Raw genomic sequence first — 21,933 nt, forward strand, 5'->3', positions numbered from 1 at the left:
CAACCCTTTTTGGAACAGGCTCTTACAGATATCAATGGTAATAATACGTTGCTTTTGCCAACCGGAGGAACAGGAACCCTGAATGGCGATGTTGTGTTCGGCTCCGGTATAGATCGCGTCGAAGTTCATTCCGGTTCGATCGTAGGAAATGTCAATCAGGGCGATGGTCTCAATAGCTTTCTCATTACGGGCGGAAGCGTTACAGGCAACGTTCGTCAGGGAAATGATATCGATGAGTTCCAAATAACTGGTGGCGAGATTGGGTCGCTTAATCAGGGTAACGGTTACGACCGCTTTTTCATGTCGGGTGGGCGTATCGTCGATGCTTTTGACGACGGCGATTACGCTGTCATGACGGATGGCCGGATTGGGCGTGTAAATCTCAAGCTCGACAATAACTATTTCAACATGTCCGGTGGAACGATTGACCGCAATTTGATCGCAGGGCTTGGAAACGATACAATTATCGTTTCGGGAGGCATGATTGGCGGCAATATAAGCATCAGCAGCGGAACCGATAGTGTAACCATGACGGGCGGCACGGTTGCGGGTGATGTCCTGCTCGGCATTGGCAATGATCAATTCTCATGGAATGGCGGTGGCATAATCTATGGGAAGATCGTGAGCGCAACGAATAGCCCACGTCTTTCGTGATTGACGGAATGGGTTTCCGGCTGGCAGTCAAAACTTTTGCTTTGCCCGCTTCGGCATAAAATAGGTTCGGATATTGACGAGTGCTTCAGCGACGTCAGCGGCATCCTGGCGGGTGGCTTTGCGTTTTGTCTCGCCGAGCTTGCGAATTGGCGCAATGATATCGCCGGTGACGGCATGACCGCGAAGAACCGGCTGCCAAAGTCTCGGCGCGTATCCTGTTGCCAGCAAAAAGCAGAGGTCCCAATCGAACGGATCAAAGGTTTGATCATCGATCCTGGTGAACCTGGGCCGGTAGTCTTTCGGGGTTTCAGAGAGGCTCCCCGAGATACGGTTATATTCCGCAACGATCGTCTGCACGGCCCGATGTTCGGTTGTTTCCATCGGCAGGTTCAGGGCGTCCGGGCCAGTCAGTTCCGGGATCCATTTGCGTGGGTCGATGAACTTTGGGCCAATGATCAGAGCCGTAAGATAACCATCGAGACCGCTCATTGACCAGATTGGCGATGCCGGACGGCGTCCCCTGATAAAGGCTTCGAACGCCGCGTCATCAAGCTTCGGTCGATCCGTCGTCCCCTGGCTGTTGTGCATCATGCCGCCCGTCGCTCCTGCTGCGTCATCGCTTCACGCTCAGCCTTCCAGGCCCACGGCAGGAGACTTTCCATTTCGTTGGCTTTCACTTTGCCGGAGATGATGCGCTCCAGCACATCGGCAAGCCAGACCTCGGGGTCCACACCATTCAGTTTACAGGTGTTGACGAGCGATGCGAGGACAGCGAAAGTCTTTCCACCCCGCTCGTTGCCCACGAACAGCGAATTCTTCCTCGTCAGGGCCACGGATTTCATTGAACGCTCGACCACATTGGAATCGATCTCGACCCGGCCATCATCAAGGCAGGCTGTCAACCCGCTCCAATGGTTGAGCGTGTAGCTGACGGCCTTGCCAAGCGCCGATTTCGCCGACACCTCGTCGCGCAGTTCGGTGAGGTGGACTTTCAGCTCTCTCATGACTGGAGCAGCCTCGCGACGTCTCACGACGAGCCGGGTATCGGCGCTTTCGCCGCGCAGTTTTGCTTCGATCCGATAGACTTCCGCAATCCTGGCAAGGATCGACAAAGCCTCCGAAGAACCCGTCAGCTTGACGACATCGACGAACTTGCGCCGCGCATGAGCAAGGCAGAAGGCCAGCCGCATGGGTGCGACATTGCTCTTGCCCCGACGTTTGACCATGGTTTTATAGGCTTGGTATCCATCGACTTGAAGCACGCCGGTAAACGACGACAATTGCCCCTCGATCTCGCGGGCGCTGCGGCTTTCGGCAAAGATATAGGCCACGGCCGGCGGTGCCGGACCATTCCAGGGACGGTCGTCAACCGCCTGCGCCCATAACTGGCAGACCTTGGTTCGTTTGCGCCCCGGCTCGAGCCGCGGCAACGGCGTCTCGTCACAGAACACTCTCGGCTGCGAGCGGATAAAGGCGGTAAGCGCGTCATAGAGAAGCTCCAGCCACCAGGCGACCCGCATCACCCAGGCGCCAAGCGTACCGCGATCGATGATGACACCGCAGGAGGCCAGCATTTGCGCCTGTCGATTGAGCGGGAGATGCCAGGCAAACTTCGAAACAGCGACATGCGCGGCAAACGCCGTGGTCACCATGCCACCGTCCATCACGCGCGCCGGTGCAGGTGCTTGCACGATGGCACTCTCACAGGCCCGGCATGCATAGCGCGGCCGGATCGTCCGTTTGACCCGGACAACAGCAGGTACGATGTCGAGCGCCTCGCTGACGTCCGTGCCGATGCAATGCAGTTCGAACGAACAGCAGGGGCAAATCTTGCTCTCCGGCTCAATGATCTCTTCATAGCGCGGAAGATGCTTGGGCAAGCGGCCGATATTGCGGGCAGACGATCGCCGTGCCTGTGTTTTGTCTTCACCGGCCGGTGCGGCATCGTCATTGGCTGCAACGGGAATATCGCTTAGATCGCCCAGGTCGAGCGTTGCCTGGGCTGGATCGATGATCGTCATCTTCTCCGATTTCGTCCCGAAGAGCTGGCGCTCAAGGAAGGCAATACGCGCTTTGAGATCGGCATTCTCTTCGTCGAGTAAGAGAATGATCCGGGTCAATTGCGCAGCATCCTGGGGCAAGGGATCGGGTCGAAGCAGCATGACCGACCCTATCATATTAGCCTGAATCTTCAAGCAAAACCAATAGGATCAGCCTACTTTTGAGGGTCGTCTCACCGCGTTTCGCTTGACCCGCGTCCAGTCAATGCCAGCTAGCAAAAGCGAGAACTCCTGGGCACTCATCTGCATCGCACCATCGCGGATCGGGGGCCAAACAAACTTTCCGCTCTCCAACCACTTTGTCGCCAGGATCATGCCTGACCCATCCCAGTAAATGCAGCGAAGTCGATCCAGACGCTTGGCGCGGAAAACGAACACGTCGCCACAATAGGGATCGGCCGCGAGCGCTGACGCCACCAAAGCCACAAGGCCATTCATGCCGCGCCGGAAGTCGACCGGTTGCGTAGCCACCATGATCTTCACGCCACTCGGCGAAACTCCGATCACCGGCGACCTCGCAAGGCCGCCACCATCGCTTGCGCCAGTTCAGGTGCTACCGGGCCGATAACCGTCATGCGCGCGCCAGCAATCTCGATCTCAATTCGACCCGCGGCAAAGTGGGCGACATCTGACGGCGAGCCTGGAGCCGGCGTTCGATCGCCAACTACCGTCACCGGCACGAACATCGCCTGCTGCGCACTGGACCTCGCAGATCGTTGAGAGGTCAGCCCAGCGTCCCGGCGCCAGACGTTCAGCAAGCCGCGATTGACGCCCCAGCGCCGGGCAACGGCCGAGATGTTAACATCAGGTTCCGCGCTTTCCGCAAGGATCCGCGCCTTCTCCTCGTCAGTCCAATTCCGCCGCTGCCGCCGGCCGGTAATCACCTCGATCCGACGATACTTTCCCTCATGCCTGGCTTCATCCATGTCTTCAAGCATGGCATCAGCGCGATCTCCAATCATCCCGGTCCGCTCCTATCAATGAAGGAGCTTATCTCGCGGCATCATTCACAAAAGAAAAGGTGGGATGTTCGTCGCGCTCACGGAAGATCGACCTCGGTCCGGATAACGATACGGCTATTCTCGCCAATCTTACGGATGCCAATATAGGTGCGACCACGCAGCTTACCGGTGGTGGTGGGGCTGATGTTCTCACGTTCAATAACGTAAAGACGGGAAAAGTTGCCCGTTTCGATAGCTGGGAAACTATCAATCTTACCGATGATACGCGTCTTGTTTTCGATAACGCTCTTACGTTGGGCGACGCCGGAACAGGAACGGGTTGGCTTAACATTGATGCGACGAGCACGGTTTACGGCGGCGCAGCAAAAGGTAGCGTGAATCCATTCACTTCGGGTCAGCTGGCAAGTGTTTTCAATGCAGGGCGAATTGATCTCACCAACGGTGGAACGAGCACTGTCGACACATTTACGATCAAGGGCAATTATATTGGGCAGAACGGTCTACTGTTTGTCGATACCGTTCTCGGTTCCGATAATTCACCTTCTGATAAACTGGTGATTGATACAGGCGTTGCATCCGGCAGTACCAGTATTGCGGTTACGAATGCGGGTGGGACAGGTGCTGCCACGAACGCCGACGGTATCATGGTTGTGCAGGCGTTGAACGGTGCTTCAACTAGCCGGAATGCGTTTTCGTTGAATGGCCGCGCTGCCGCTGGCGCTTACGAATATTTTCTTTTCAAGGGTGGTGTAACAGCAAATACCACTGATAACTGGTATCTGAGATCCACTTTGGTGCGCGGGAGTGAGCCACCTGCTGCGACGGACGGAACCGCTGTCACGCCGGAAGAGCCTGAAACAACTGCGCCGCCACCCGCGCTTGAGCAACCGCCAGCGACCTTGCCTGTCGACCCGAACGAAGGAAACCCAGACGATACATCAACCCCGGTAACGGAAGATGCACCGGCGCCGGAGGCACCTCCGCCGCCAGAGCCGGCCGAGGCCCCCAATCCTCCAGACAATACCACGGGCCAGCAACAGAAGGTCGTACTTCCATTCGATGGAACAGTTCCGCCTTCTCCAGGAGCGACACGGGTTGTTGGCGACGTGGTGTCGCTCTATCGAATGGAAGTGCCCGTCTATTCGGCTTTGCCACCGGTGGCACATCATCTTGCGCTTTCCACCCTCGGGACCTTCCACGAACGCCGCGGGGAACAAGACCTGCTTGAGATTGCAGGATATCTACCTGCCAGCTGGGCCAGAGTTTTCGGGCAGGACATCGACACGAAATGGAAAGGTACTGTCACCCCGGCGCTTGATGGAAAGCTCTTTGGTATTCAGGCTGGACAGGATATTCTGGGTCACGAAACGAATGGCGGACATTTTGACCGTTTCGGCCTGTTTTTCGGGTATTCGCGTGCAACCGGAGATATTACCGGGCAGGCACTTGGCTGGAACGATCTTGCTGTCGGTGACCTCGAAGTGACGGGAACGAGCTTTGGTGGTTATTGGACCCATATTGGTCCGCAAGGCTGGTATCTCGACGCCATACTTATGGGAACCTGGTTTGGCGGGGATGCGAGCTCGAACGAAGGGCAGAGCATCGACCTTGACGGGCATGGGGTTACGGCCTCGCTTGAAGGAGGGTATCCTATCGCCCTGAGTGAAAGCTGGACATTCGAGCCCCAGGCGCAGTTGATCTGGCAACATCTCTCGCTCGACGATCAGGCTGATCGCTATTCTTCGATCTCGTTTGATGCAGACGATGCGTGGACAGGGCGGATCGGGTTTAGATTACAAGACAAACAGGAAACATCGATCGGAAAACTGCGGCCATATTTGAAAGCCAATCTCTGGCAAAATTTCTCTTCGAACCAGACCGTGCGTTTTGCCACTGATCCGATTGAAACCGACCTAAAGGGTACTTCGCTGGAGCTGGGAGGTGGTCTGACTTTGGACGTAACGGAGAAAGCCAGTTTGTTTGCGACAGCAGATTATACGACCAATCTCGGCGGCGAACGCAACCGGATATGGGAAGGCAATTTGGGGCTTAACATAAAATGGTGAAGGCAAAGGCGGTCGGAACCAACCGCCAGATTTCAGAGGAGGGAACAACGGTAATGGGTAGACATGCATATGAAAAACTCGCGAGGATCTGTGCATCCCTAAACACTTCCGAGCAGGAGCTGGCATACTCTCTCGGCATCTCGCGAGTTGCGTTGAAAGCGATAAATCGCGCTGACGCGCCTCTTTATTTGCGATTGGCATTGGCCGCGCTGGTATCTGAAATGAATCCAGACGAAGTACTGAATTCCAAACGTGGGAATTCGGAAGTAGAAACGCCTCTCCCCCTCTTGTCGGTGCGGTGATTATCAAAAGTTATGGGTATCAAAGGTGTTGTGGTGGCAAAATCTTTCGCCTTGCTTCTTTTGATTGGACTATTTTGTTATCCGCAATTGGCTGCCGCGTCTTGCACGCGAGCAGCCGGTGCTGCGGATTTGATGACACAGCGACAGCTTTCAGCCTTGCGCGCTCTGGAACGCAGCCGTGGCTGCAAAGGAGGCGATGAACGCGGCGGTTTCTTCAATCCTTGCCGCGATTTGTCTCAACGTATCGCTGAAATTCAGCGGCAGCTTTCGTCCAGTTCGCTTTCTTCTCGATCATGCATCGAACAACCGGCCGCCAGTCAAACCGCAAAGGTGAAACTTGACCGGCCAAAGACTTCGACAGTTACAACGAACAGCAAACCATGGGTACCGAACGGCATCAAAGGCGCTCTGACTTATTGTGTGCGTTTGTCGGATGGTTATCTGTTTCCTGCTCCGCATTCCCAGTTTCAGAAATCCGACAGTGTGACGGAAACAATGGCGCAATGCCGGTTCATTTGCCAGGGCCAGAATATTGATCTCTATGTTCTGAACGATCCGAACGGCGAGACCGCTGATATGGTCTCCGTTTCGAACGGCAGGCCTTATGTTGAATTGCCAACGGCCTATAACTATCAGGGAAGTGGGGACTTCAAGAAGTGTGACTGGGCCGGTTATGTCGGTAAGGTCAGCGAGCTGCGGGCTAATAATAAAGGCGGTCGCGCATTCAAGAATGTCGTTGTTCCTTTGCCGGATACCCGTCCGGCACGCAATGACGGCGCCAGCGTTTCGGCAACTGCTTTTGCGCCGATAACAGATCGTAGTGTTCGTGTTGTTGGTCCAGCCTTCATTTTCGATGAGGGTGCGGAGCGCACCAACCTTTCAGTGCAGTGACGGCACAGCCCTTCGATTTCCCAAGATCAATTTGAATGAGACGTGTCGCGATTGAGACTGAACAGCGTGCGTTCAGTCTGTAACCTTCTTGAGACGGGCGTTCTTAATTCGCGCCCGAAAATTATCGATCATTGCATTGTTTGAAATCTGTCAGTGTTGTTCGACCTGGAGGAGGTAGACATGAGCAAGAACCGTGGCGTCGTTTATTTGCGGCCCGGGACCGTCGAAGTACGCGATATTGAAGATCCAGCGTTGGCGGCTCCGGACGGGAGGAAGTTGGCACATGCCGTCATACTGAAAGTAATCTCGACCAATATTTGCGGCTCCGATCAGCATATGGTTCGAGGGCGCACGACCGCGATGCCCGGCCTTGTACTTGGGCATGAAATCACAGGTGAAATCATTGAGAAGGGCAGTGATGTCGAGATGCTCGACGTGGGCGACATTGTTTCGGTGCCGTTCAACGTTGCTTGCGGGCGCTGCCGCTGCTGCAAATCTCAGGACACGGGCGTCTGTCTGACGGTCAATCCGTCACGCGCGGGTGGTGCCTATGGATATGTTGATATGGGCGGGTGGATCGGCGGGCAGGCACGCTATGTCATGGTGCCCTATGCCGATTTCAATCTGCTCAAGTTTCCAGATCGCGAACAGGCGATGGAAAAAATCCGCGATCTGACCATGCTATCCGATATCTTGCCGACGGGTTTCCACGGCGCGGTAAAGGCCGGTGTTGGGGTTGGTTCGGTTGTGTATGTTGCGGGAGCGGGACCGGTCGGTCTTGCCGCCGCCGCGTCCGCACGCATTCTGGGTGCTGCGGTTGTCATGATCGGCGATTTCAACAAGGAACGCCTTGATCACGTTAGGAAAGTTGGCTTTGAGCCCATCGATCTTTCGGCAAGTGATCGCCTCGGTGACATGATTGCAGAGGTCACAGGCAGCAACGAGGTCGATAGCGCTATCGATGCTGTCGGATTCGAAGCGCGCGGTCATAGCGGCGGCGAACAACCGGCAATCGTGCTGAACCAGATGATGGAGATAACGCGTCCTGCCGGGGCAATCGGGATTCCTGGACTCTACGTCACTGAAGACCCTGGAGCCGTCGATATTGCTGCGAAACAAGGCAGTCTGTCGCTGCGCTTTGGTTTGGGTTGGGCCAAGGCACAGTCATTCCATACGGGTCAGACACCTGTTCTGAAGTATAATCGTCAATTGATGCAGGCCATCCTTCACGGACGCCTGAACATCGCTGAGATTGTTAACGCTCAGATCATTTCGCTTGAGGATGCTCCGCAAGGCTATGAGAGTTTCGATCATGGCGCAGCGAAGAAGTTCGTTCTCGATCCGCATGGCCTTTTGAACAAGGCCGCCTGATTGTGGTCGGTTTCGAAATACAAAAAGGGCGTCCTCACGGGCGCCTTTTTTGTTTGTGTTTACAGAATCTGTAACGTTACAGATTCTTGAATTTTGCCGGTTCCATGCTGGATAAAATGCGAGATAAAATACAGAATGATGCTTACTGGACGAGAAATTGTTTTACAGAAAAGAGAATTAAATCAGCTAGTTGGCATCTTTATGAGAGCGGAATTCCGCTCCTTAGAAATTAAGAGCTTGCAAGAGGGATTGTTTTCAATACCATATCTGTAACGTTTCAGATTTGGGAGGATATGGAATGTTAACTGAAAGAGCAAAGCTTCTCACCGCATCCGTTTGTCTGGTTATGACAGCGTTGACAATGGCAGATTCAGCTTCGTCGGCCAATCTTGAAGTTACGCATTGGTGGACATCTGGCGGTGAAGCTGCGGCTGTCAAAGTTCTCGCTGAAAAATATGATGCGCTCGGCGGCGATAAGTGGGTCGATGGAGCGATTGCCGGTAGCGGCTCTACCGCACGACCGATCATTATCAGCCGTATTCTCGGTGGTAATCCAATGGGCGCAACCCAACTCAATCACGGACGGCAGGCTGAAGAGCTGGTTCAGGGCGGCTTGATGACCGACCTTACAGAGCTCGCCGAAAAGGAGGGCTGGGCCGATTTTATTCGCCCGAAGAGCCTCTTGGAATCCTGCACTTTTGAAGGGCGTCTCTACTGTGTGCCACTGAATATTCATTCTTGGGAATGGATGTGGATCAATCCGCAAGCCTTTCGTGATGCCGGTGCTGAACCTCCCAAGAACTGGAACGATCTCGTCGCTGCAGCTCCGAAGCTGAAGGAAAAGAACATCGTGCCACTGGCGACGGGGGATGGTTGGCAGGTGAATGGCATGTTGACGGTTCTGACAACAGCAATTGGCGGTAAGGACCTTTACCTGAAGGTCAACAAAGACAAGGATGCCGATGCGGCGCGCGGTCCTGGAATGAAGAAGGTTTTCGAAGCACTGGCGCAGGCGCGCTCACTGGCCGATCCGGGTTATGTCGGCCGTTCGTGGAACGAGGCAACCAATATGGTGCTAACCGGCCGCGCAGGTACCCAGATCATGGGAGACTGGGCACAGGGCGAGTTTGGTACTGCGGGCAAGATTGCAGGCAAGGATTATGACTGCTTGCCGGGGCTCGGCGTTCATCAATATCTGGATACCGGCGGTGATGCGATCTACTTCCCGAAGAACAAGGATCCGGAAGTCACCAAGGCGCAGCTCAAGCTGGCAAGTATGCTCGTTTCCAAGGAAGCGCAGGTTGCCTTTAATCTTGCCAAGGGCTCGCTGCCGATCCGTGGTGATGTCGATCTCGATTCAGCCTCAAGCTGTATGCGTGCTGGTATAGATATTCTGAAGAACCCCGACAACATCGTTCCGTCTGTGGAGCAGTTGCGCGCACCCGATACGCAAGGGCAGATTGAAAGTCTGGCGGCTGAGTTTTTCTCCAATCCTGACATGACGGTCGATGACATTCAGGAACGCTTTGCGGAGATTATCGAACAGGCACAATAGTCTCGTTCGAGTCCTGCGCCATCGACGAGACGACGGTGCAGAGCTACTCCGAGAATCGGGATAGGGAGGAATATCATGGCCTTGATGGAAGAGGGCAATCGTCGAAAACCACCGGGCATATTTCGCAATCTGAATGCAAAGATTGCAGCACTTCCGATGATCGCGACGGTTCTCGTGGTCTTTGTTGGCTGTACGCTCTGGACGGTTGTGTATTCCTTCACGTCTTCCAAATCCCTGCCTATGTTGAACTTTATCGGCTTTGATCAGTATACGCGTTTGTTTTCGGCAACCCGCTGGCATGTGTCGATCCGCAATCTGGCGATCTATGGCGTCTTCTGCATGGGCTTTTCGCTTGTGACGGGGTTTATCCTTGCTGCCCTGATGGATCAGAAAATCCGTTTCGAGAACACGTTTCGTACGATCTTTCTCTATCCCTATGCTCTGTCGTTCATTGTGACGGGTCTTGTCTGGCAGTGGATATTCAATCCGCAACTTGGGCTCGAGAAAGTTATTCGCGATATAGGCTTCGACAATTTCCAGATGGCGATCCTGTCGAGCCGAACTTACGTCATCTATGCGATTGTCATTGCCGGACTCTGGCAGATGACAGGTTTGGTCATGGTTTTGATGCTGGCTGGACTGCGCAATGTCGACGATGAAATCTGGAAGGCTGCGCGGGTTGACGGCATTCCGAAGTGGAAAACCTATCTCTTCATCATCCTGCCAATGATGCGCCCTGTCCTGGTAACAACTGTCGTTCTGATCGCGACGGGCATCGTCAAACTCTACGATCTGGTGGTTGCCATGACCAATGGTGGTCCCGGCATCGCATCGGAAGTCCCGGCAAAATATGTCTACGACTTCATGTTCGGTTGGGCCAATCTGGGGCAAGGACTTGCTGCTTCCACGATCATGCTAACCACTGTTCTGATCATTCTCGTTCCGTGGGCGATGCTTGAATACAGCAGGGGGAAAGCCCGATGACGGAAGCTGTCCTGAATAGGAAGGTGCCAACAGAAAATGAGGCTGTAGCAACCCGGATCCACCCAGCGCGGAGGCCGGCATCGCAACCTTGGGGTCGTAAGCCAAACCGGAGCTTTGCGCCTGCCACCATTATGCTCTACAGTATTTTGTTCGTTGCTGCCGTCTATTATCTGCTGCCGCTCTACGTGATGGTCGTCACATCTCTGAAAGGCATGCCTGAAATCCGTCTAGGCAATATTTTTTCACCGCCAGTCGAGATCACATTCGAACCATGGATCAAGGCATGGAGCCAAGCTTGTACCGGCCTTTATTGCGAAGGCATCAGCGCGGGTTTCTGGAATTCCATCAAAATCACCGTGCCGAGTGTGATTGTTTCCATCGCTATCGCATCGGTCAACGGTTATGCACTGGCAAACTGGAAGTTCAAAGGATCGGAAATCTTCTTTTCGGTCCTGTTGTTCGGTGCATTCATTCCATATCAGGTCATGCTTTATCCGCTCGTCATAATTACGCGCGAGCTTGGCATATTCGGCACACTGACCGGTGTTGTCTTCATTCATACCATTTTCGGGATGCCGATCCTGACGCTGTTGTTTCGCAACTATTTCGCCGGTCTACCGCCTGAACTCTTCAAGGCAGCGCGCGTGGATGGAGCCGGGTTCTGGCGCATTTTCTTTCAGATCATGTTGCCTATGTCGCTGCCAATCTTTGTCGTCGCGATCATTCTGCAGGTGACCGGTATCTGGAACGACTTCTTGTTCGGCGTGGTGTTCGCAGGAACGCAGAATTTTCCGATGACTGTTCAGCTGAACAATATCGTCAACTCCATGCAGGGCGTGAAGGAGTATAATGTCAATATGGCCGCCACCATTCTTACCGGGGCTGTGCCACTGCTCGTTTACTTTCTTTCCGGCCGTTACTTTGTTCGCGGTATCGCCGCTGGCGCAGTGAAAGGATGAGTTCATGAATTCAAGCGTTTCCATCCAGGACCTCTCGCTCGGCTTCGGTTCGGTCAACGTGTTGCAAAATCTCAATCTTGAGATCGGAGAGGGTGAATTCCTCGTGCTTCTCGGCCCGTCCGGTTGTGGCAAGTCCACGCTGCTCAATTGCGTGGCGGGCCTTTTGGATATTTCTGAAGGCAGCATCTTCATAAAGGGGCGCAACGTTACGTGGGAAGAACCGAAGGATCGCGGCATCGGCATGGTGTTTCAATCCTATGCGCTTTATCCGCAGATGACAGTCGAAAAGAACCTTTCCTTTGGCTTGCGCGTCGCCGGTCTGCCGAAAGCGGAGATCGACAAGCGCATCAAGCGTGCCGCTGAAATTCTTCAGATCGAACCCTTGCTGCAACGCAAACCTTCGGCACTTTCTGGCGGTCAACGCCAGCGTGTTGCGATCGGTCGCGCACTGGTGCGCGACGTCGACGTGTTTCTGTTCGATGAACCGCTTTCCAATCTCGATGCAAAATTGCGCTCCGAACTGCGCGTCGAGATCAAGCGTCTTCACCAGAAGCTCGGCAATACGATGATCTATGTCACCCACGACCAGATCGAAGCCCTGACGCTCGCGGATCGCATTGCAGTGATGAAGGGCGGGGTGGTCCAGCAACTGGCTGATCCGCTGACGATCTACAATCGGCCGAAAAACCGGTTCGTCGCAGGTTTTCTCGGCTCGCCGTCGATGAATTTCTTTTCCGGGGAAATTACGGTCACACAAAGCGAGCCCGTATTCCATATCGGAGAGACTGCTGTGCGGCTCGACGGATATGACGGGAAGCTAGCGCCAGGACAGAAGGCGATCCTCGGTGTTCGTCCAGAGCATATCAGGCTTGACGTCGAAAACGGCTTTGAAGCGACCGTAGATCTGGACGAGCCGATGGGCGCCGATAGCCTTGTCTGGCTTCGCTTGAACGGTCATCCGCTATCCGCGCGAGTGGAAGCCGGTAAACGCTATCGGGCAGGCGAGAAGGTCAGGATCGGTTTCAAACCTGAAGCTCTGTCACTTTTCGATGCCCAAACGGAGGAGAGGCTTTAGATGAATAGCGAAAAACGCTCCCCTTAAGAGCCTCCTGCAAGAGGCGAAACTATTGGCTTTCAATAGACGGCACGAGGGTTCCCTCGGATCGTGCGGGGTTTTTTGCCCGTGAGAAAGCCCAACGCAATTCTGGATAGAGTTCTAAGGACGAGGACATGAACGGATATTCCTATCAACTTTACAGCTCCCGCAATTTTCAACCGCTGGAGCGTACACTCACAATGCTGCGAGACCTTGGCTATCGTCGGGTGGAAGGCTACGGGGGGATTTATGGTGATCCGGCACGACTAAAGAAGGAGCTCGACGCTTTCGGGCTCTCCATGCCTACCGGGCACTTTGGTCTGGACATGCTCGAGAACGAAGTCGACCGTGTTCTGGAAATCGCCAAGGTTGCCGATATGAAGGCGATTTTCTGCCCGTATCTCGATACTGATCGTCGCCCGGATAGTATTGCCGGTTGGCAGGAGTTCGGAAAGCGCCTCGCTGCCGCCGGAGAGCCTTATCGCAATGCGGGCTATGCCGTTGGCTGGCACAATCACGATTTTGAATTCCGTCCCCTGGCTGACGGTTCAGTGCCACAGGAGCATATCCTTGATGCTTCGCCTGATCTTGCGTGGGAGGCGGACATTGCATGGATCATCAAAGGTGGTGCCGACCCGCTTGAATGGATCAAGCGCTATGGCGACCGTATCCTTGCGGTCCATGTCAAGGATATCGCGATAACCGGTGAAAAAGCTGACGAAGACGGCTGGGAAGATGTCGGGCACGGAACTGTAGACTGGGCTGCGTTGTTCGCAGCTTTGCGCAAGACGCCTGCCCGCTATTTCATCATGGAACACGATAATCCGTCGGACGATACCCGATTTGCCAGCCGTTCCATCGAAACCGTAAAGAATTTCTGATTTGGAGAATGAAATGACCAAGACACTTGGTGTCGGCATTATCGGTTGTGGCAATATATCCGCAGCCTATTTGCGGCTGTCTACCATGTTTCGAGGTATCGAAATTAGGGCCTGCGCCGACATTAATCCAGCCGCAGCCAATGTGCGTGCGGAAGAGTTTGGCATAAAAGCGCAGACTATTGATGAGCTACTTCTGAATGACGATATCGATATTGTCGTAAATTTGACAGTTCCCGATGCCCATTATGCCGTTACGAAGCAGATTCTGGCTGCAGGCAAACATGCTTATTCGGAAAAGCCTTTGGTTCTCTCGATGGAACAAGGGCTGGAATTGAAAGCGCTTGCCGATGGCCGCAATCTCAAAGTGGGTTGCGCGCCGGATACGTTTCTGGGTGGAGCGCACCAGCTGGCGCGGCGCGAAATCGATAGCGGTAATGTCGGTCGCATCACGTCAGGTACATGCCATGTCATGAGCCATGGCATGGAGCATTGGCATCCGAATCCGGACTTTTTCTTTCGAAAGGGCGGCGGACCGATCCTTGATCTAGGGCCTTATTACATTGCCAATCTCGTTAATCTGATAGGGCCCGTGAGACGTGTTGCGGCTTTAACCTCTGCGGCTACACCAACCCGTACGATCAGCTCAGAACCCCGCAAAGGCGAAACCATTCGGGTTGAGACACCGACAACGGTTCACGCACTGCTGGAGTTCGAACAGGGGGCAACAATAACCCTTTCCGCAAGTTGGGACGTTTGGGCTCATCGCCATGCGAACACGGAATTATATGGCACCGAAGGATCTCTCTATCTGCCGGATCCCAATTTTTTTGGCGGAGAGGTGCAACTGGCGAAGCCGGGCAAGCCAGCCGAACCAGTTGAAAATTGGGAGCACCCCTTTGGAATTGCCAATGAACAGCACCCTCAAGGTATGATGGCCAATTATAGAACAGCAGGCTTGGCAGATATGGCGGCTGCAATTCTGGATGGTCGCGATATGCGTTGTTCGCTGGAACGTGCACTGCATGGGGTCGATGTCATGCTGGCTGTTCTCAGGTCGGGTGAAGAAAAGCGCTTCATCGACATAGAAACACGCTGCACTCGCCCGGTAGCACTCGACATTGCCGCAGCTGAAGCCTTGCTGCGGCCCGTAGAAAACGGAAAGAAGCGGGCGGCAAACTGACTTTGCATCGCTCCTCCCGAGCGATAGGAGGCTATTCCGGTCCTACGGGATTGGAGTGGCCTCCGCCCACTCTTACCCGATGGTCTGCAAGGACTTGACATCGATGCCGTTGATCCGGCCAAGAATGGCTTTACCGAGCTGTTGCCCGGCGAGCTTGAAACTCTCCTCGACGACGATCAGCCCTGGTCGAAACCAATGCAGAATCTGCGTTGATTGTTTGGCTGCGACATCGACTTCATTGCCAATGTTCAATCCCGCATCTTCGACGCCTGCAACGATTGCCAACGCAGCCGCACTACCGGAACAGATGATACCATCCGGTCGATCAGGTCTTTTCATCAATTGAGCAATATGCTGCCGCAACTCCTCAAGCGGCGTATCGAGATCAACACCTTCAAGGGGCGATCCGCTACAGTGAAAAGCACGAAGCCCCTCATAAAATCCGCCCACCATATGCCGGTAATAGGTGAGATGGGCCGGTGGAGTCAGCAAAGCAAGCCGCTTTCGTCCGCGCGATGACAGTTTGCCGACCATATCCAGCGAGAAATTGAAATTATCAAAGTCGTGAAAAGGGTGCTCAATGCCCGTATCAGTACGACCATGGGTGGCGAAAGGAAAATCATGTTCCGTCAGAAAATGGACCCGCTGATCGTCCGGTTCTGTACGTGAGAAAATAATGCCGTCGGCTGAACCCGTTTCCACGATGTAGCGGATCGGCTCGATCGACGCCTTCGAATGAAAATAGGGCGTCAGAATGAGATGGTACTGTGTTTCAGCTAGAACATCGGCGACGCCATGAATGACCTGACTGGTGAAACCCATGATCTCGTCCTGTGTATTCAGTACCAGCGCAATGACATTCGTCTTACCTGTTCGAAGACGCACACCCGCACGATTGGGACGATAGCCGATCTGTCGGGCGATCAATTGTACGCGTTTACGTGTTTCCAAACCAATTTCCGGTGCATCCTTCAAGGCACGGGAAACCGTGGTCACGCCAAGGCCGGTCATAAATGCAATTGTCTTCAGCGTCGGACGTTCATTCTCAAGGAATGATTTGGCTGGATTTTGCGGCCTGGAAGCCTGCGAGCTCCGTTTTTCATTCATGCGCATTTCATCCGGCGGCGATGAGCGATTTATATAGGTGAACGATAGAATTCACTTTAACTATCAATAGCTTGTTTTGACGGGCTTGTCATCTTTTATGAGGCGATATTGACATCTTCCGATGCTACTTCGGGTACAATGCATCGCGCGCCATACGCTCGTTAAGGTATACCTTGCGTCGTCCGGGCAATTGTCCTCGTTAGCCGGAGTGATTGCTTCCCAACTGCTGTTTTGACTGGATTGTCATGATATACCTCCAGTATAATAAGACAATTATGGATATGTCATGATGGAGTCGTTGGACGTATGTGGGAACCCATATTGGAAATGCGCAAGGGTGTCACCAAGCACCGGCTTTTGACGGACAAAATTGTTGACGATATCGAAAAGGGCATTCTTCTGCCCGCCACGCGTATGCCTACCCATCGCGATTTGGCTCACAAGCTCGGGCTTTCTGTGCAGACCGTCAGTATCAGCTACAAGGAGGCGGAACGGCGCGGCTATCTTCGCGGTGAGGTTGGCCGGGGAACCTATGTCTGCAACCGTGTGACAGAGCGAGCGGACCGTTTTATGCTGGACCGGGATCCGAGTGGAGCGGCAGATTTATCAATCATTCGGGCGGTTTATACAGAAGCACACGAAAATGCTTCGCGTCGTCTGCTTGAAGAAATGAGTCAGTCCGACAACGCCAGTTTCATGCGCCCATGTCGTCCAATTGCGGGGCTGGATCGACATCGCGCGGTTGCACGGGAGTGGCTGCGTGGCCTATCCGTAGCTGTCGATCCGGGCCGGATTATCATCACAAACGGTGCCGCACATGGGCTGTTTCTTGCCGTCGCTGCTGTTGTTCAGCCGGGGGAGGTGGTGCTGACGGAAAGCCTGACCGACCATGGCATCATTGGTCTTGCCAATGTGCTTGGATTTACTCTGCGCGGGCTCCCGATTGACGAACAGGGCATTCTGCCGGATGCGTTCGAAATCGCCTGCAAAGCTGGAGACGTTCGTGCACTCGTAATGATCCCGACATTTGGCAATCCGACCAGCCATTTGATGGGGCTCGAGCGCCGCATAGCCGTTGCGGAAATCGCGCGGCGATATGACGTCTGCGTTATCGAGGATGAAGTCTACAAACCCATTCTCGAAGAGAAACTACCCTCGATGCCGGAGCTGTTGCCCGACTTGGGTTTCTTTGTAACGAGCTTCACCAAAACGGTCATGACGGGGTTGCGTACGGGTTATCTTGTTGTTCCGACGCAATATTCCATTCGGATTACATCCATTCTTCGCGTAACGAGCTGGAGCGGCGTCAATCTCATGGCTGAAATGGCCAGCCGCTGGATTGAAGATGGCACGGCTGAGGCACTTATTGACATCCAGCGCAGCGAGTTGCGATCCCGTCAGGCGCAAGTGACCGACATTCTGGGCGCACTCGTGGCAGGCAGCAATCCGCTTTCTCTATGTGCCTGGCTGAAAATTCCTCGCAACTGGTCTGAGGATGGACTGGTGCGCGCGCTTGCCAACAAAGGCGTTGCAGTCACGCCGTCTGATCCCTTTGTGGCTGGTGTAGATCGAGGAAACGGGGGCATCCGGGTCTGTCTTGGCGGACGGCTTTCGCGTTCGGCTTTGCAGACGGCACTTGAAACGATCCGTGAAACCTTTGCCCAACTGCCGCCCGTTTATGATGTTGGTTCGATCGCTTAGCGCATCCCGAAAAGTGTGAAACGGTTTTCGGAAAAGATACGCGTCAAAACAAAGAGATAGAGCGTCGATCTGATCCAATCAGATCGAAACGCGCTCTAAACGATCAATCTCAAAGTACAGACTGCAGGAATTCCTTGGTGCGAGCTTCTGTCGGTGACTGGAATATCTGTTCCGGGGTGCCTTGCTCGCAGATACGTCCCTTGTCAAAAAAACAAACGCGGTCGGATACTTCTCGAGCAAATCGCATTTCATGTGTGACAAGAAGCATGGTCAGATCATGTTCCTGTGCCAGGCTGCGAATGACGGAGAGCACTTCGCCTACTAACTGCGGGTCAAGCGCCGATGTCGGTTCATCGAACAACAGGACACGCGGGCGCATCGCAAGCGAGCGGGCGATAGCAACGCGCTGTTGCTGGCCGCCTGAAAGCTGCGAGGGATAGTGATCCTTCTTGTCCGTCAAACCCACAAGTGAGAGCAAGTCGAGGGCACGAGCCTCCGCTTCGCCGCGTTTCATGCCCAAAACATGGACCGGCGCTTCGATGATATTGCGCAGCACCGTCATATGCGGAAACAGATTGAAGCTCTGAAACACCATGCCAACATGCGATCTGATCTTGCGCAAATGGCCTTCGCTCGCCTGAAATTGCCCTTTTCCGTTTGGCTCGTGATAGGGCATGTCTGCAAGCTCAAGTGTACCCTCCTGAAACGGCTCCAGTGTCATGAGAATGCGGAGCACCGTTGATTTTCCCGATCCGGAGGGTCCGATTAGCGTAACCTTCTCGCCTGTCTTGACCGAAAAATTGAAGCGATCCAGTACAGTCAGGGCTCCGAAGCGCTTGGTTACGTCCTGAAAGCGGATAATTTCCTGGGTCATTTGAGAGCGATCCCGTTCTTTGGAAGTGTGCGTTCGAGCAGGCGTATGAGCGCTGAACAGATGAGGGTCAGCACAAGGAAGATCAAGCCGACCATCGACAATGGCACGAGATATTCGAAGGTGCGATCGCCGATCAGATTGGCGAGGTTCAGCATGTCGACAATGCTCACAACAGACAGAACCGGTGTCTCCTTCAGCATGGAGACAAGGTAATTGCCCATGGCTGGGATGATCCGGGGTATGGCTTGCGGAATGACAATATCCCGATAGGTGCGCCAAGGCGTGAGATTCAAGGCGCGTGCTGCTTCCCACTGTCCGCGCGGAATGGCTTCGATACCTCCGCGATAAACTTCCGACGTATAGGCTGAATACTGAAGACCAAGTGCCAGTGCGCCAGTCAGAAAGGCAGGCAAGACAATGCCGTAGACCGGCAGCACGTAGTACAGGAAAAACAGCTGCACGAGCAGTGGTGTATCACGAAGAAACTCCACCACAACTGCTGTTGGCCAGGATATGATCTTGTATGGACTGCGGCGCAGAAGCGCGAAGACAAGGCCAAGGACGAGCGCAATTGCTAACCCGGTTGCAGCCGCTTTCAGGGTTACAGTCAGACCAATCGCCAGAATTGGCAGAATGGAAATCGCGAAGGAGAGTGTGGACGAGGTGTCCCAGGCATAGCCGTAGATCATGCGAAACCTCCAGCCATGGTTTGACGTCTCAAACGTCTCTCCAGCCAGCGAATGTATAGCGCGACAATCAGAATGAGACGCTTGCGACGATCTGGATGAGATTCTTAGGTCGCGGTGGGGATCAAATTATCATGCTGATTGCCGGTGACAAGTTCTTCTTCGTTTTCTGATTGCCGCTGCGCGACAGACAGCGTTGAGGTCCTGATTGTCGCAAACGAGGCCGGTCGGCCCCGCTGGCGTTTTTCCTCAAGCGCGGTTCTGCGGCGATAACTTTCGACATTCATCTCGAAGATCGTGGCATGGTGCACAAGCCGGTCGACTGCTGCGAGTGTCATGGCAGGATCTGGAAAGACCCGGTTCCACTCTCCGAACGGCTGGTTGGCAGTGATCAAGATCGACCGGTGCTCGTATCGTGCCGAGATCAGCTCGAATAGCACGCTTGTTTCCGCCTGGTCCTTGGTGACGTAGGCGAGGTCATCGAGGATGAGCAAGTCGTACTTATTGAGTTTATCGATGGCAGACTCAAGCTGCAGTTCCCTGCGGGCGACCTGAAGCTTCTGCACAAGATCGGTAGTCCGGGTGAACAGGACCCGCCATCCGTTCTCGATCAGCGCAAGGCCGATAGCCGCAGCAAGATGGCTCTTTCCTCCGCCGGGCGGACCGAACATGAGGATGTTGGCTCCCTTGGCGAGCCAACTGTCGCCGGCGGTAATTGCCATGACCTGCGCCTTCGAGATCATGGGTACCGCGTCAAAGGCGAAGCTATCCAAGGTCTTTCCGGGCGGCAGGTGCGCTTCGGCGAGATGCCGTTCAATCCTGCGATTGGCACGCTCTGCCAGCTCGTGCTCGGCAATAGCCGACAGGAAGCGAGCTGCTGGCCATCCTTCCCGGTCCGCCTGCTCGGCAAATTGCGGCCACAGCGTTTTGATGGTCGGTAGCCGAAGTTCGTTGAGCATGATGGCGAGCCGTGCTTCGTCGATCACGTGGGCGTTCTTCATGCGGCTTCTCCTGTCCCGATCAGGGCCTCATAACCGTTGAGCGATGCGAGCTGCACATGAACGGTAGGCAGCTTGGCTGGATCCGGGCCGAAGAGCGTTCGCATGGCGGCCAGATCCGGTAAATCGCCCGCATCCAGGGTCCTGGCCAATTCTTTGGCAAGTTCGCGCTCGCAACCACGGTCATGCGCCAATGCCAGAAGCTCAACGGTGATCTTGCAAGCCTGCTTGTCGGGAAGATGCTCGATGAGGGCTTCGAAGGCCTTGCGATATTCCGGACGCGGGAAGAGTTTGTCGCGATAAACGAGGCCGCGGAGCGCCATCGGCTTCTTGCGCAGGGAATGGATGACGTGGTGGTAGTTGACGACCTGATCGTGTCGCCCGTCGGGGTGGCCGCGTCCGCGGCGCAACGTCATCAGATGCGTACCGCCGACGAAGACATCCAGCCGATCGTCGAACAGGCGAACTCGTAGCCTGTGGCCGATCAGGCGGGATGGCACGGTGTAGAAGACCTTGCGCAAGGTGAAGCCGCCCGTCCGGGACACCGTGACGACAATCTCTTCGAAGTCCGTGGTCCTGCGCTCGGGCAGCGCCTGCAGATGGGATCGCTCAGCATCGATACGCTTGCCATGGGCAGCATTGCGACGGCTGACGATCTCGTCGACAAAGGCGCGGTAAGAACCGAGATCGTCGAACTCCTTGGTCCCCCGCATCAGCAGGGCATCATGAACGGCGTTCTTGAGATGGCCATGGGAGCTTTCTATCGAGCCGTTCTCATGCGCGACGCCTTTGTTGTTGCGCGTCGGCGTCATTCTATAATGGGAGCAAAGCTGGTCGTATCGGTGCGTGAGATCGACCTTGGCATCGGCGTCGAGGTTGCGGAATGCCGCCGAAAGGCTGTCGCTTCGATGATAAAGCGGCGTACCACCCACGGACCATAGAGCATTTTGAAGCCCTTCGGCCAGCGCGACAAAGCTTTCTCCGCCGAGAATGACATGGGCATGTTCGAAGCCCGACCAGACAAGCCGGAAGTGATAGAACAGGTGATCAAGCGGCTGGCCGGCGATGGTCACACCAAGACCGCTGGCATCGGTAAAGTCCGAAAGGCCCAACCGGCCTGGCTCGTGCGTCTGGCGGAAGATAACCTCCTGCGCTTCGCCATGGACAGCACGCCACGACCGAATGCGTCGTTCAAGCGTGCGGCGGATACCTTCAGACAGTTCTGGATGTCGGCGCAGCATCTCGTTGTAGACAGCGACGGCACGGATGCCGGGTGCGGCCTTCAAGAGCGGGACGACTTCAGTCTCGAATATTGGCTCCAAGGGATCAGGGCGGCGGCGTCCACGCGGCGCTTTGCTCTGAGATGGTAGTTGCACCTCCTTGTCGAGGCGGTATGCCGTAGCTCGGCTGATCGACGCTTTTGCTGCGGCGACCTCTACGGAATGCGTTTGTCGGTACTTCATGAAGAGTCTCATCTGATGATCGGTTACATGGCAACCCGGCACAAACTGGTTCTCCAATCCAGAAAACCGCAAATGTACCGGACCGACCGCGATCTTGAGACGCCAAATTCTGCGCCGCGCCGGGGTATGACTACGATCGGGCT

18 protein-coding genes and 2 pseudogenes are annotated in these 21,933 nt (G+C 54.7%); 11 read left to right on the forward strand and 9 right to left on the reverse strand.

Annotation, left to right across the window (positions count from 1 at the left end; all coding sequences use genetic code 11):
- Positions 1-21: 21 nt before the first annotated feature.
- Positions 22-621: pseudogene (locus MKS82_RS18670) on the forward strand (autotransporter outer membrane beta-barrel domain-containing protein); the annotation flags it as partial.
- Positions 622-681: 60 nt separating this feature from the next.
- Here MKS82_RS18670 and MKS82_RS18675 read toward each other — a convergent pair.
- From MKS82_RS18675 to tnpA, 4 genes are read right to left on the reverse strand one after another with little or no spacing between them, the layout of a single operon-like run.
- Positions 682-1,245 (reverse strand): UPF0149 family protein, encoded by a 564-nt coding sequence (locus tag MKS82_RS18675; protein WP_105528924.1) that lies wholly within the window; start codon positions 1,243-1,245, stop codon positions 682-684.
- Complete coding sequence (gene tnpC / locus MKS82_RS18680; RefSeq protein WP_151607717.1) at positions 1,242-2,816, reverse strand: IS66 family transposase; 1,575 nt, start codon at positions 2,814-2,816, stop codon at positions 1,242-1,244. Before tnpC ends, MKS82_RS18675 begins: the two co-directional genes overlap by 4 nt.
- Positions 2,817-2,864: 48 nt before the next feature.
- Entirely contained in the window at positions 2,865-3,221 is a 357-nt protein-coding gene (gene tnpB / locus MKS82_RS18685) for an IS66 family insertion sequence element accessory protein TnpB (protein ID WP_105528926.1), read from the reverse strand.
- The gene (gene tnpA / locus MKS82_RS18690) at positions 3,218-3,676 is read right to left on the reverse strand and encodes an IS66-like element accessory protein TnpA (RefSeq protein ID WP_168436537.1); all 459 of its coding nucleotides are present in this window, start codon (positions 3,674-3,676) and stop codon (positions 3,218-3,220) included. Before tnpA ends, tnpB begins: the two co-directional genes overlap by 4 nt.
- Before the next feature lie 83 nt (positions 3,677-3,759).
- On the opposite strand from tnpA, the pseudogene MKS82_RS18695 reads away from it, so the two are divergent.
- The 9 genes and pseudogenes from MKS82_RS18695 to MKS82_RS18735 all read left to right on the forward strand — a co-directional run.
- Positions 3,760-5,742: pseudogene (locus MKS82_RS18695) on the forward strand (autotransporter outer membrane beta-barrel domain-containing protein); the annotation flags it as partial.
- A 434-nt stretch (positions 5,743-6,176) separates the two neighbouring features.
- Positions 6,177-6,935, forward strand: coding sequence for a DUF2865 domain-containing protein (locus tag MKS82_RS18700; RefSeq protein ID WP_240579161.1), 759 nt, complete (start codon positions 6,177-6,179; stop codon positions 6,933-6,935).
- A gap of 180 nt (positions 6,936-7,115) precedes the next feature.
- Positions 7,116-8,306 carry a formaldehyde dehydrogenase, glutathione-independent gene (fdhA, locus tag MKS82_RS18705; RefSeq protein ID WP_240579162.1) on the forward strand — a complete coding sequence of 397 codons (1,191 nt, stop codon included), beginning with the start codon at positions 7,116-7,118 and terminating at the stop codon, positions 8,304-8,306.
- Positions 8,307-8,604: 298 nt separating this feature from the next.
- Positions 8,605-9,861 carry an ABC transporter substrate-binding protein gene (locus MKS82_RS18710; RefSeq protein ID WP_109989261.1) on the forward strand — a complete coding sequence of 419 codons (1,257 nt, stop codon included), beginning with the start codon at positions 8,605-8,607 and terminating at the stop codon, positions 9,859-9,861.
- Between the two features lie 75 nt (positions 9,862-9,936).
- Entirely contained in the window at positions 9,937-10,845 is a 909-nt protein-coding gene (locus MKS82_RS18715; RefSeq protein ID WP_109989262.1) for a carbohydrate ABC transporter permease, read from the forward strand.
- Entirely contained in the window at positions 10,842-11,804 is a 963-nt protein-coding gene (locus tag MKS82_RS18720) for a carbohydrate ABC transporter permease (protein WP_109989263.1), read from the forward strand. The genes MKS82_RS18715 and MKS82_RS18720 overlap by 4 nt, the downstream gene beginning before the upstream one ends.
- A 4-nt stretch (positions 11,805-11,808) precedes the next feature.
- Positions 11,809-12,879: an ABC transporter ATP-binding protein gene (locus tag MKS82_RS18725; protein WP_109989264.1), complete on the forward strand. Its 1,071-nt coding sequence runs from the start codon at positions 11,809-11,811 to the stop codon at positions 12,877-12,879.
- 155 nt (positions 12,880-13,034) lie between these two features.
- The gene (locus MKS82_RS18730; protein WP_109989265.1) at positions 13,035-13,781 is read left to right on the forward strand and encodes a sugar phosphate isomerase/epimerase family protein; all 747 of its coding nucleotides are present in this window, start codon (positions 13,035-13,037) and stop codon (positions 13,779-13,781) included.
- Positions 13,782-13,794: 13 nt separating this feature from the next.
- Positions 13,795-14,961 (forward strand): Gfo/Idh/MocA family protein, encoded by a 1,167-nt coding sequence (locus MKS82_RS18735; RefSeq protein WP_240579163.1) that lies wholly within the window; start codon positions 13,795-13,797, stop codon positions 14,959-14,961.
- A 72-nt stretch (positions 14,962-15,033) separates the two neighbouring features.
- Here MKS82_RS18735 and MKS82_RS18740 read toward each other — a convergent pair whose 3' ends face one another.
- Complete coding sequence (locus MKS82_RS18740) at positions 15,034-16,068, reverse strand: LacI family transcriptional regulator (RefSeq protein ID WP_109989267.1); 1,035 nt, start codon at positions 16,066-16,068, stop codon at positions 15,034-15,036.
- A 306-nt stretch (positions 16,069-16,374) separates the two neighbouring features.
- Here MKS82_RS18740 and ehuR point away from each other — a divergent pair, with 306 nt between their 5' ends.
- The gene (ehuR, locus tag MKS82_RS18745; RefSeq protein ID WP_109989268.1) at positions 16,375-17,769 is read left to right on the forward strand and encodes a MocR-like ectoine utilization transcription factor EhuR; all 1,395 of its coding nucleotides are present in this window, start codon (positions 16,375-16,377) and stop codon (positions 17,767-17,769) included.
- A 109-nt stretch (positions 17,770-17,878) separates the two neighbouring features.
- Here ehuR and ehuA read toward each other — a convergent pair whose 3' ends face one another.
- From ehuA to istA, 4 genes are all read right to left on the reverse strand, one after another.
- Positions 17,879-18,643 carry an ectoine/hydroxyectoine ABC transporter ATP-binding protein EhuA gene (ehuA, locus tag MKS82_RS18750; RefSeq protein ID WP_109989269.1) on the reverse strand — a complete coding sequence of 255 codons (765 nt, stop codon included), beginning with the start codon at positions 18,641-18,643 and terminating at the stop codon, positions 17,879-17,881.
- Complete coding sequence (gene ehuD, locus MKS82_RS18755) at positions 18,640-19,332, reverse strand: ectoine/hydroxyectoine ABC transporter permease subunit EhuD (protein WP_240579164.1); 693 nt, start codon at positions 19,330-19,332, stop codon at positions 18,640-18,642. Before ehuD ends, ehuA begins: the two co-directional genes overlap by 4 nt.
- A gap of 104 nt (positions 19,333-19,436) precedes the next feature.
- Positions 19,437-20,330: an IS21-like element ISRel5 family helper ATPase IstB gene (gene istB / locus MKS82_RS18760; RefSeq protein ID WP_071634643.1), complete on the reverse strand. Its 894-nt coding sequence runs from the start codon at positions 20,328-20,330 to the stop codon at positions 19,437-19,439.
- The gene (istA, locus tag MKS82_RS18765; protein ID WP_105529096.1) at positions 20,327-21,832 is read right to left on the reverse strand and encodes an IS21 family transposase; all 1,506 of its coding nucleotides are present in this window, start codon (positions 21,830-21,832) and stop codon (positions 20,327-20,329) included. Before istA ends, istB begins: the two co-directional genes overlap by 4 nt.
- Positions 21,833-21,933: the final 101 nt, after the last annotated feature.

The organism is Ochrobactrum sp. A-1, from assembly GCF_022488005.1.
Classification (GTDB): Bacteria; Pseudomonadota; Alphaproteobacteria; order Rhizobiales; family Rhizobiaceae; genus Brucella.

Bases quoted from the DNA above. Each gene is read 5' to 3' on its own strand.
- MKS82_RS18675 (WP_105528924.1), bottom strand. From the start codon at position 1,245: ATGATGCACAACAGCCAGGGGACGACGGATCGACCGAAGCTTGATGAC.
- fdhA (WP_240579162.1), top strand. From the start codon at position 7,116: ATGAGCAAGAACCGTGGCGTCGTTTATTTGCGGCCCGGGACCGTCGAA.
- istB (WP_071634643.1), bottom strand. From the start codon at position 20,330: ATGAAGAACGCCCACGTGATCGACGAAGCACGGCTCGCCATCATGCTC.
- MKS82_RS18735 (WP_240579163.1), top strand. From the start codon at position 13,795: ATGACCAAGACACTTGGTGTCGGCATTATCGGTTGTGGCAATATATCC.
- MKS82_RS18725 (WP_109989264.1), top strand. From the start codon at position 11,809: ATGAATTCAAGCGTTTCCATCCAGGACCTCTCGCTCGGCTTCGGTTCG.
- ehuR (WP_109989268.1), top strand. From the start codon at position 16,375: ATGTGGGAACCCATATTGGAAATGCGCAAGGGTGTCACCAAGCACCGG.
- ehuA (WP_109989269.1), bottom strand. From the start codon at position 18,643: ATGACCCAGGAAATTATCCGCTTTCAGGACGTAACCAAGCGCTTCGGA.
- tnpA (WP_168436537.1), bottom strand. From the start codon at position 3,676: ATGATTGGAGATCGCGCTGATGCCATGCTTGAAGACATGGATGAAGCC.
- MKS82_RS18710 (WP_109989261.1), top strand. From the start codon at position 8,605: ATGTTAACTGAAAGAGCAAAGCTTCTCACCGCATCCGTTTGTCTGGTT.
- MKS82_RS18730 (WP_109989265.1), top strand. From the start codon at position 13,035: ATGAACGGATATTCCTATCAACTTTACAGCTCCCGCAATTTTCAACCG.
- tnpC (WP_151607717.1), bottom strand. From the start codon at position 2,816: ATGCTGCTTCGACCCGATCCCTTGCCCCAGGATGCTGCGCAATTGACC.
- MKS82_RS18740 (WP_109989267.1), bottom strand. From the start codon at position 16,068: ATGAATGAAAAACGGAGCTCGCAGGCTTCCAGGCCGCAAAATCCAGCC.
- MKS82_RS18720 (WP_109989263.1), top strand. From the start codon at position 10,842: ATGACGGAAGCTGTCCTGAATAGGAAGGTGCCAACAGAAAATGAGGCT.
- ehuD (WP_240579164.1), bottom strand. From the start codon at position 19,332: ATGATCTACGGCTATGCCTGGGACACCTCGTCCACACTCTCCTTCGCG.
- MKS82_RS18700 (WP_240579161.1), top strand. From the start codon at position 6,177: ATGACACAGCGACAGCTTTCAGCCTTGCGCGCTCTGGAACGCAGCCGT.
- MKS82_RS18715 (WP_109989262.1), top strand. From the start codon at position 9,937: ATGGCCTTGATGGAAGAGGGCAATCGTCGAAAACCACCGGGCATATTT.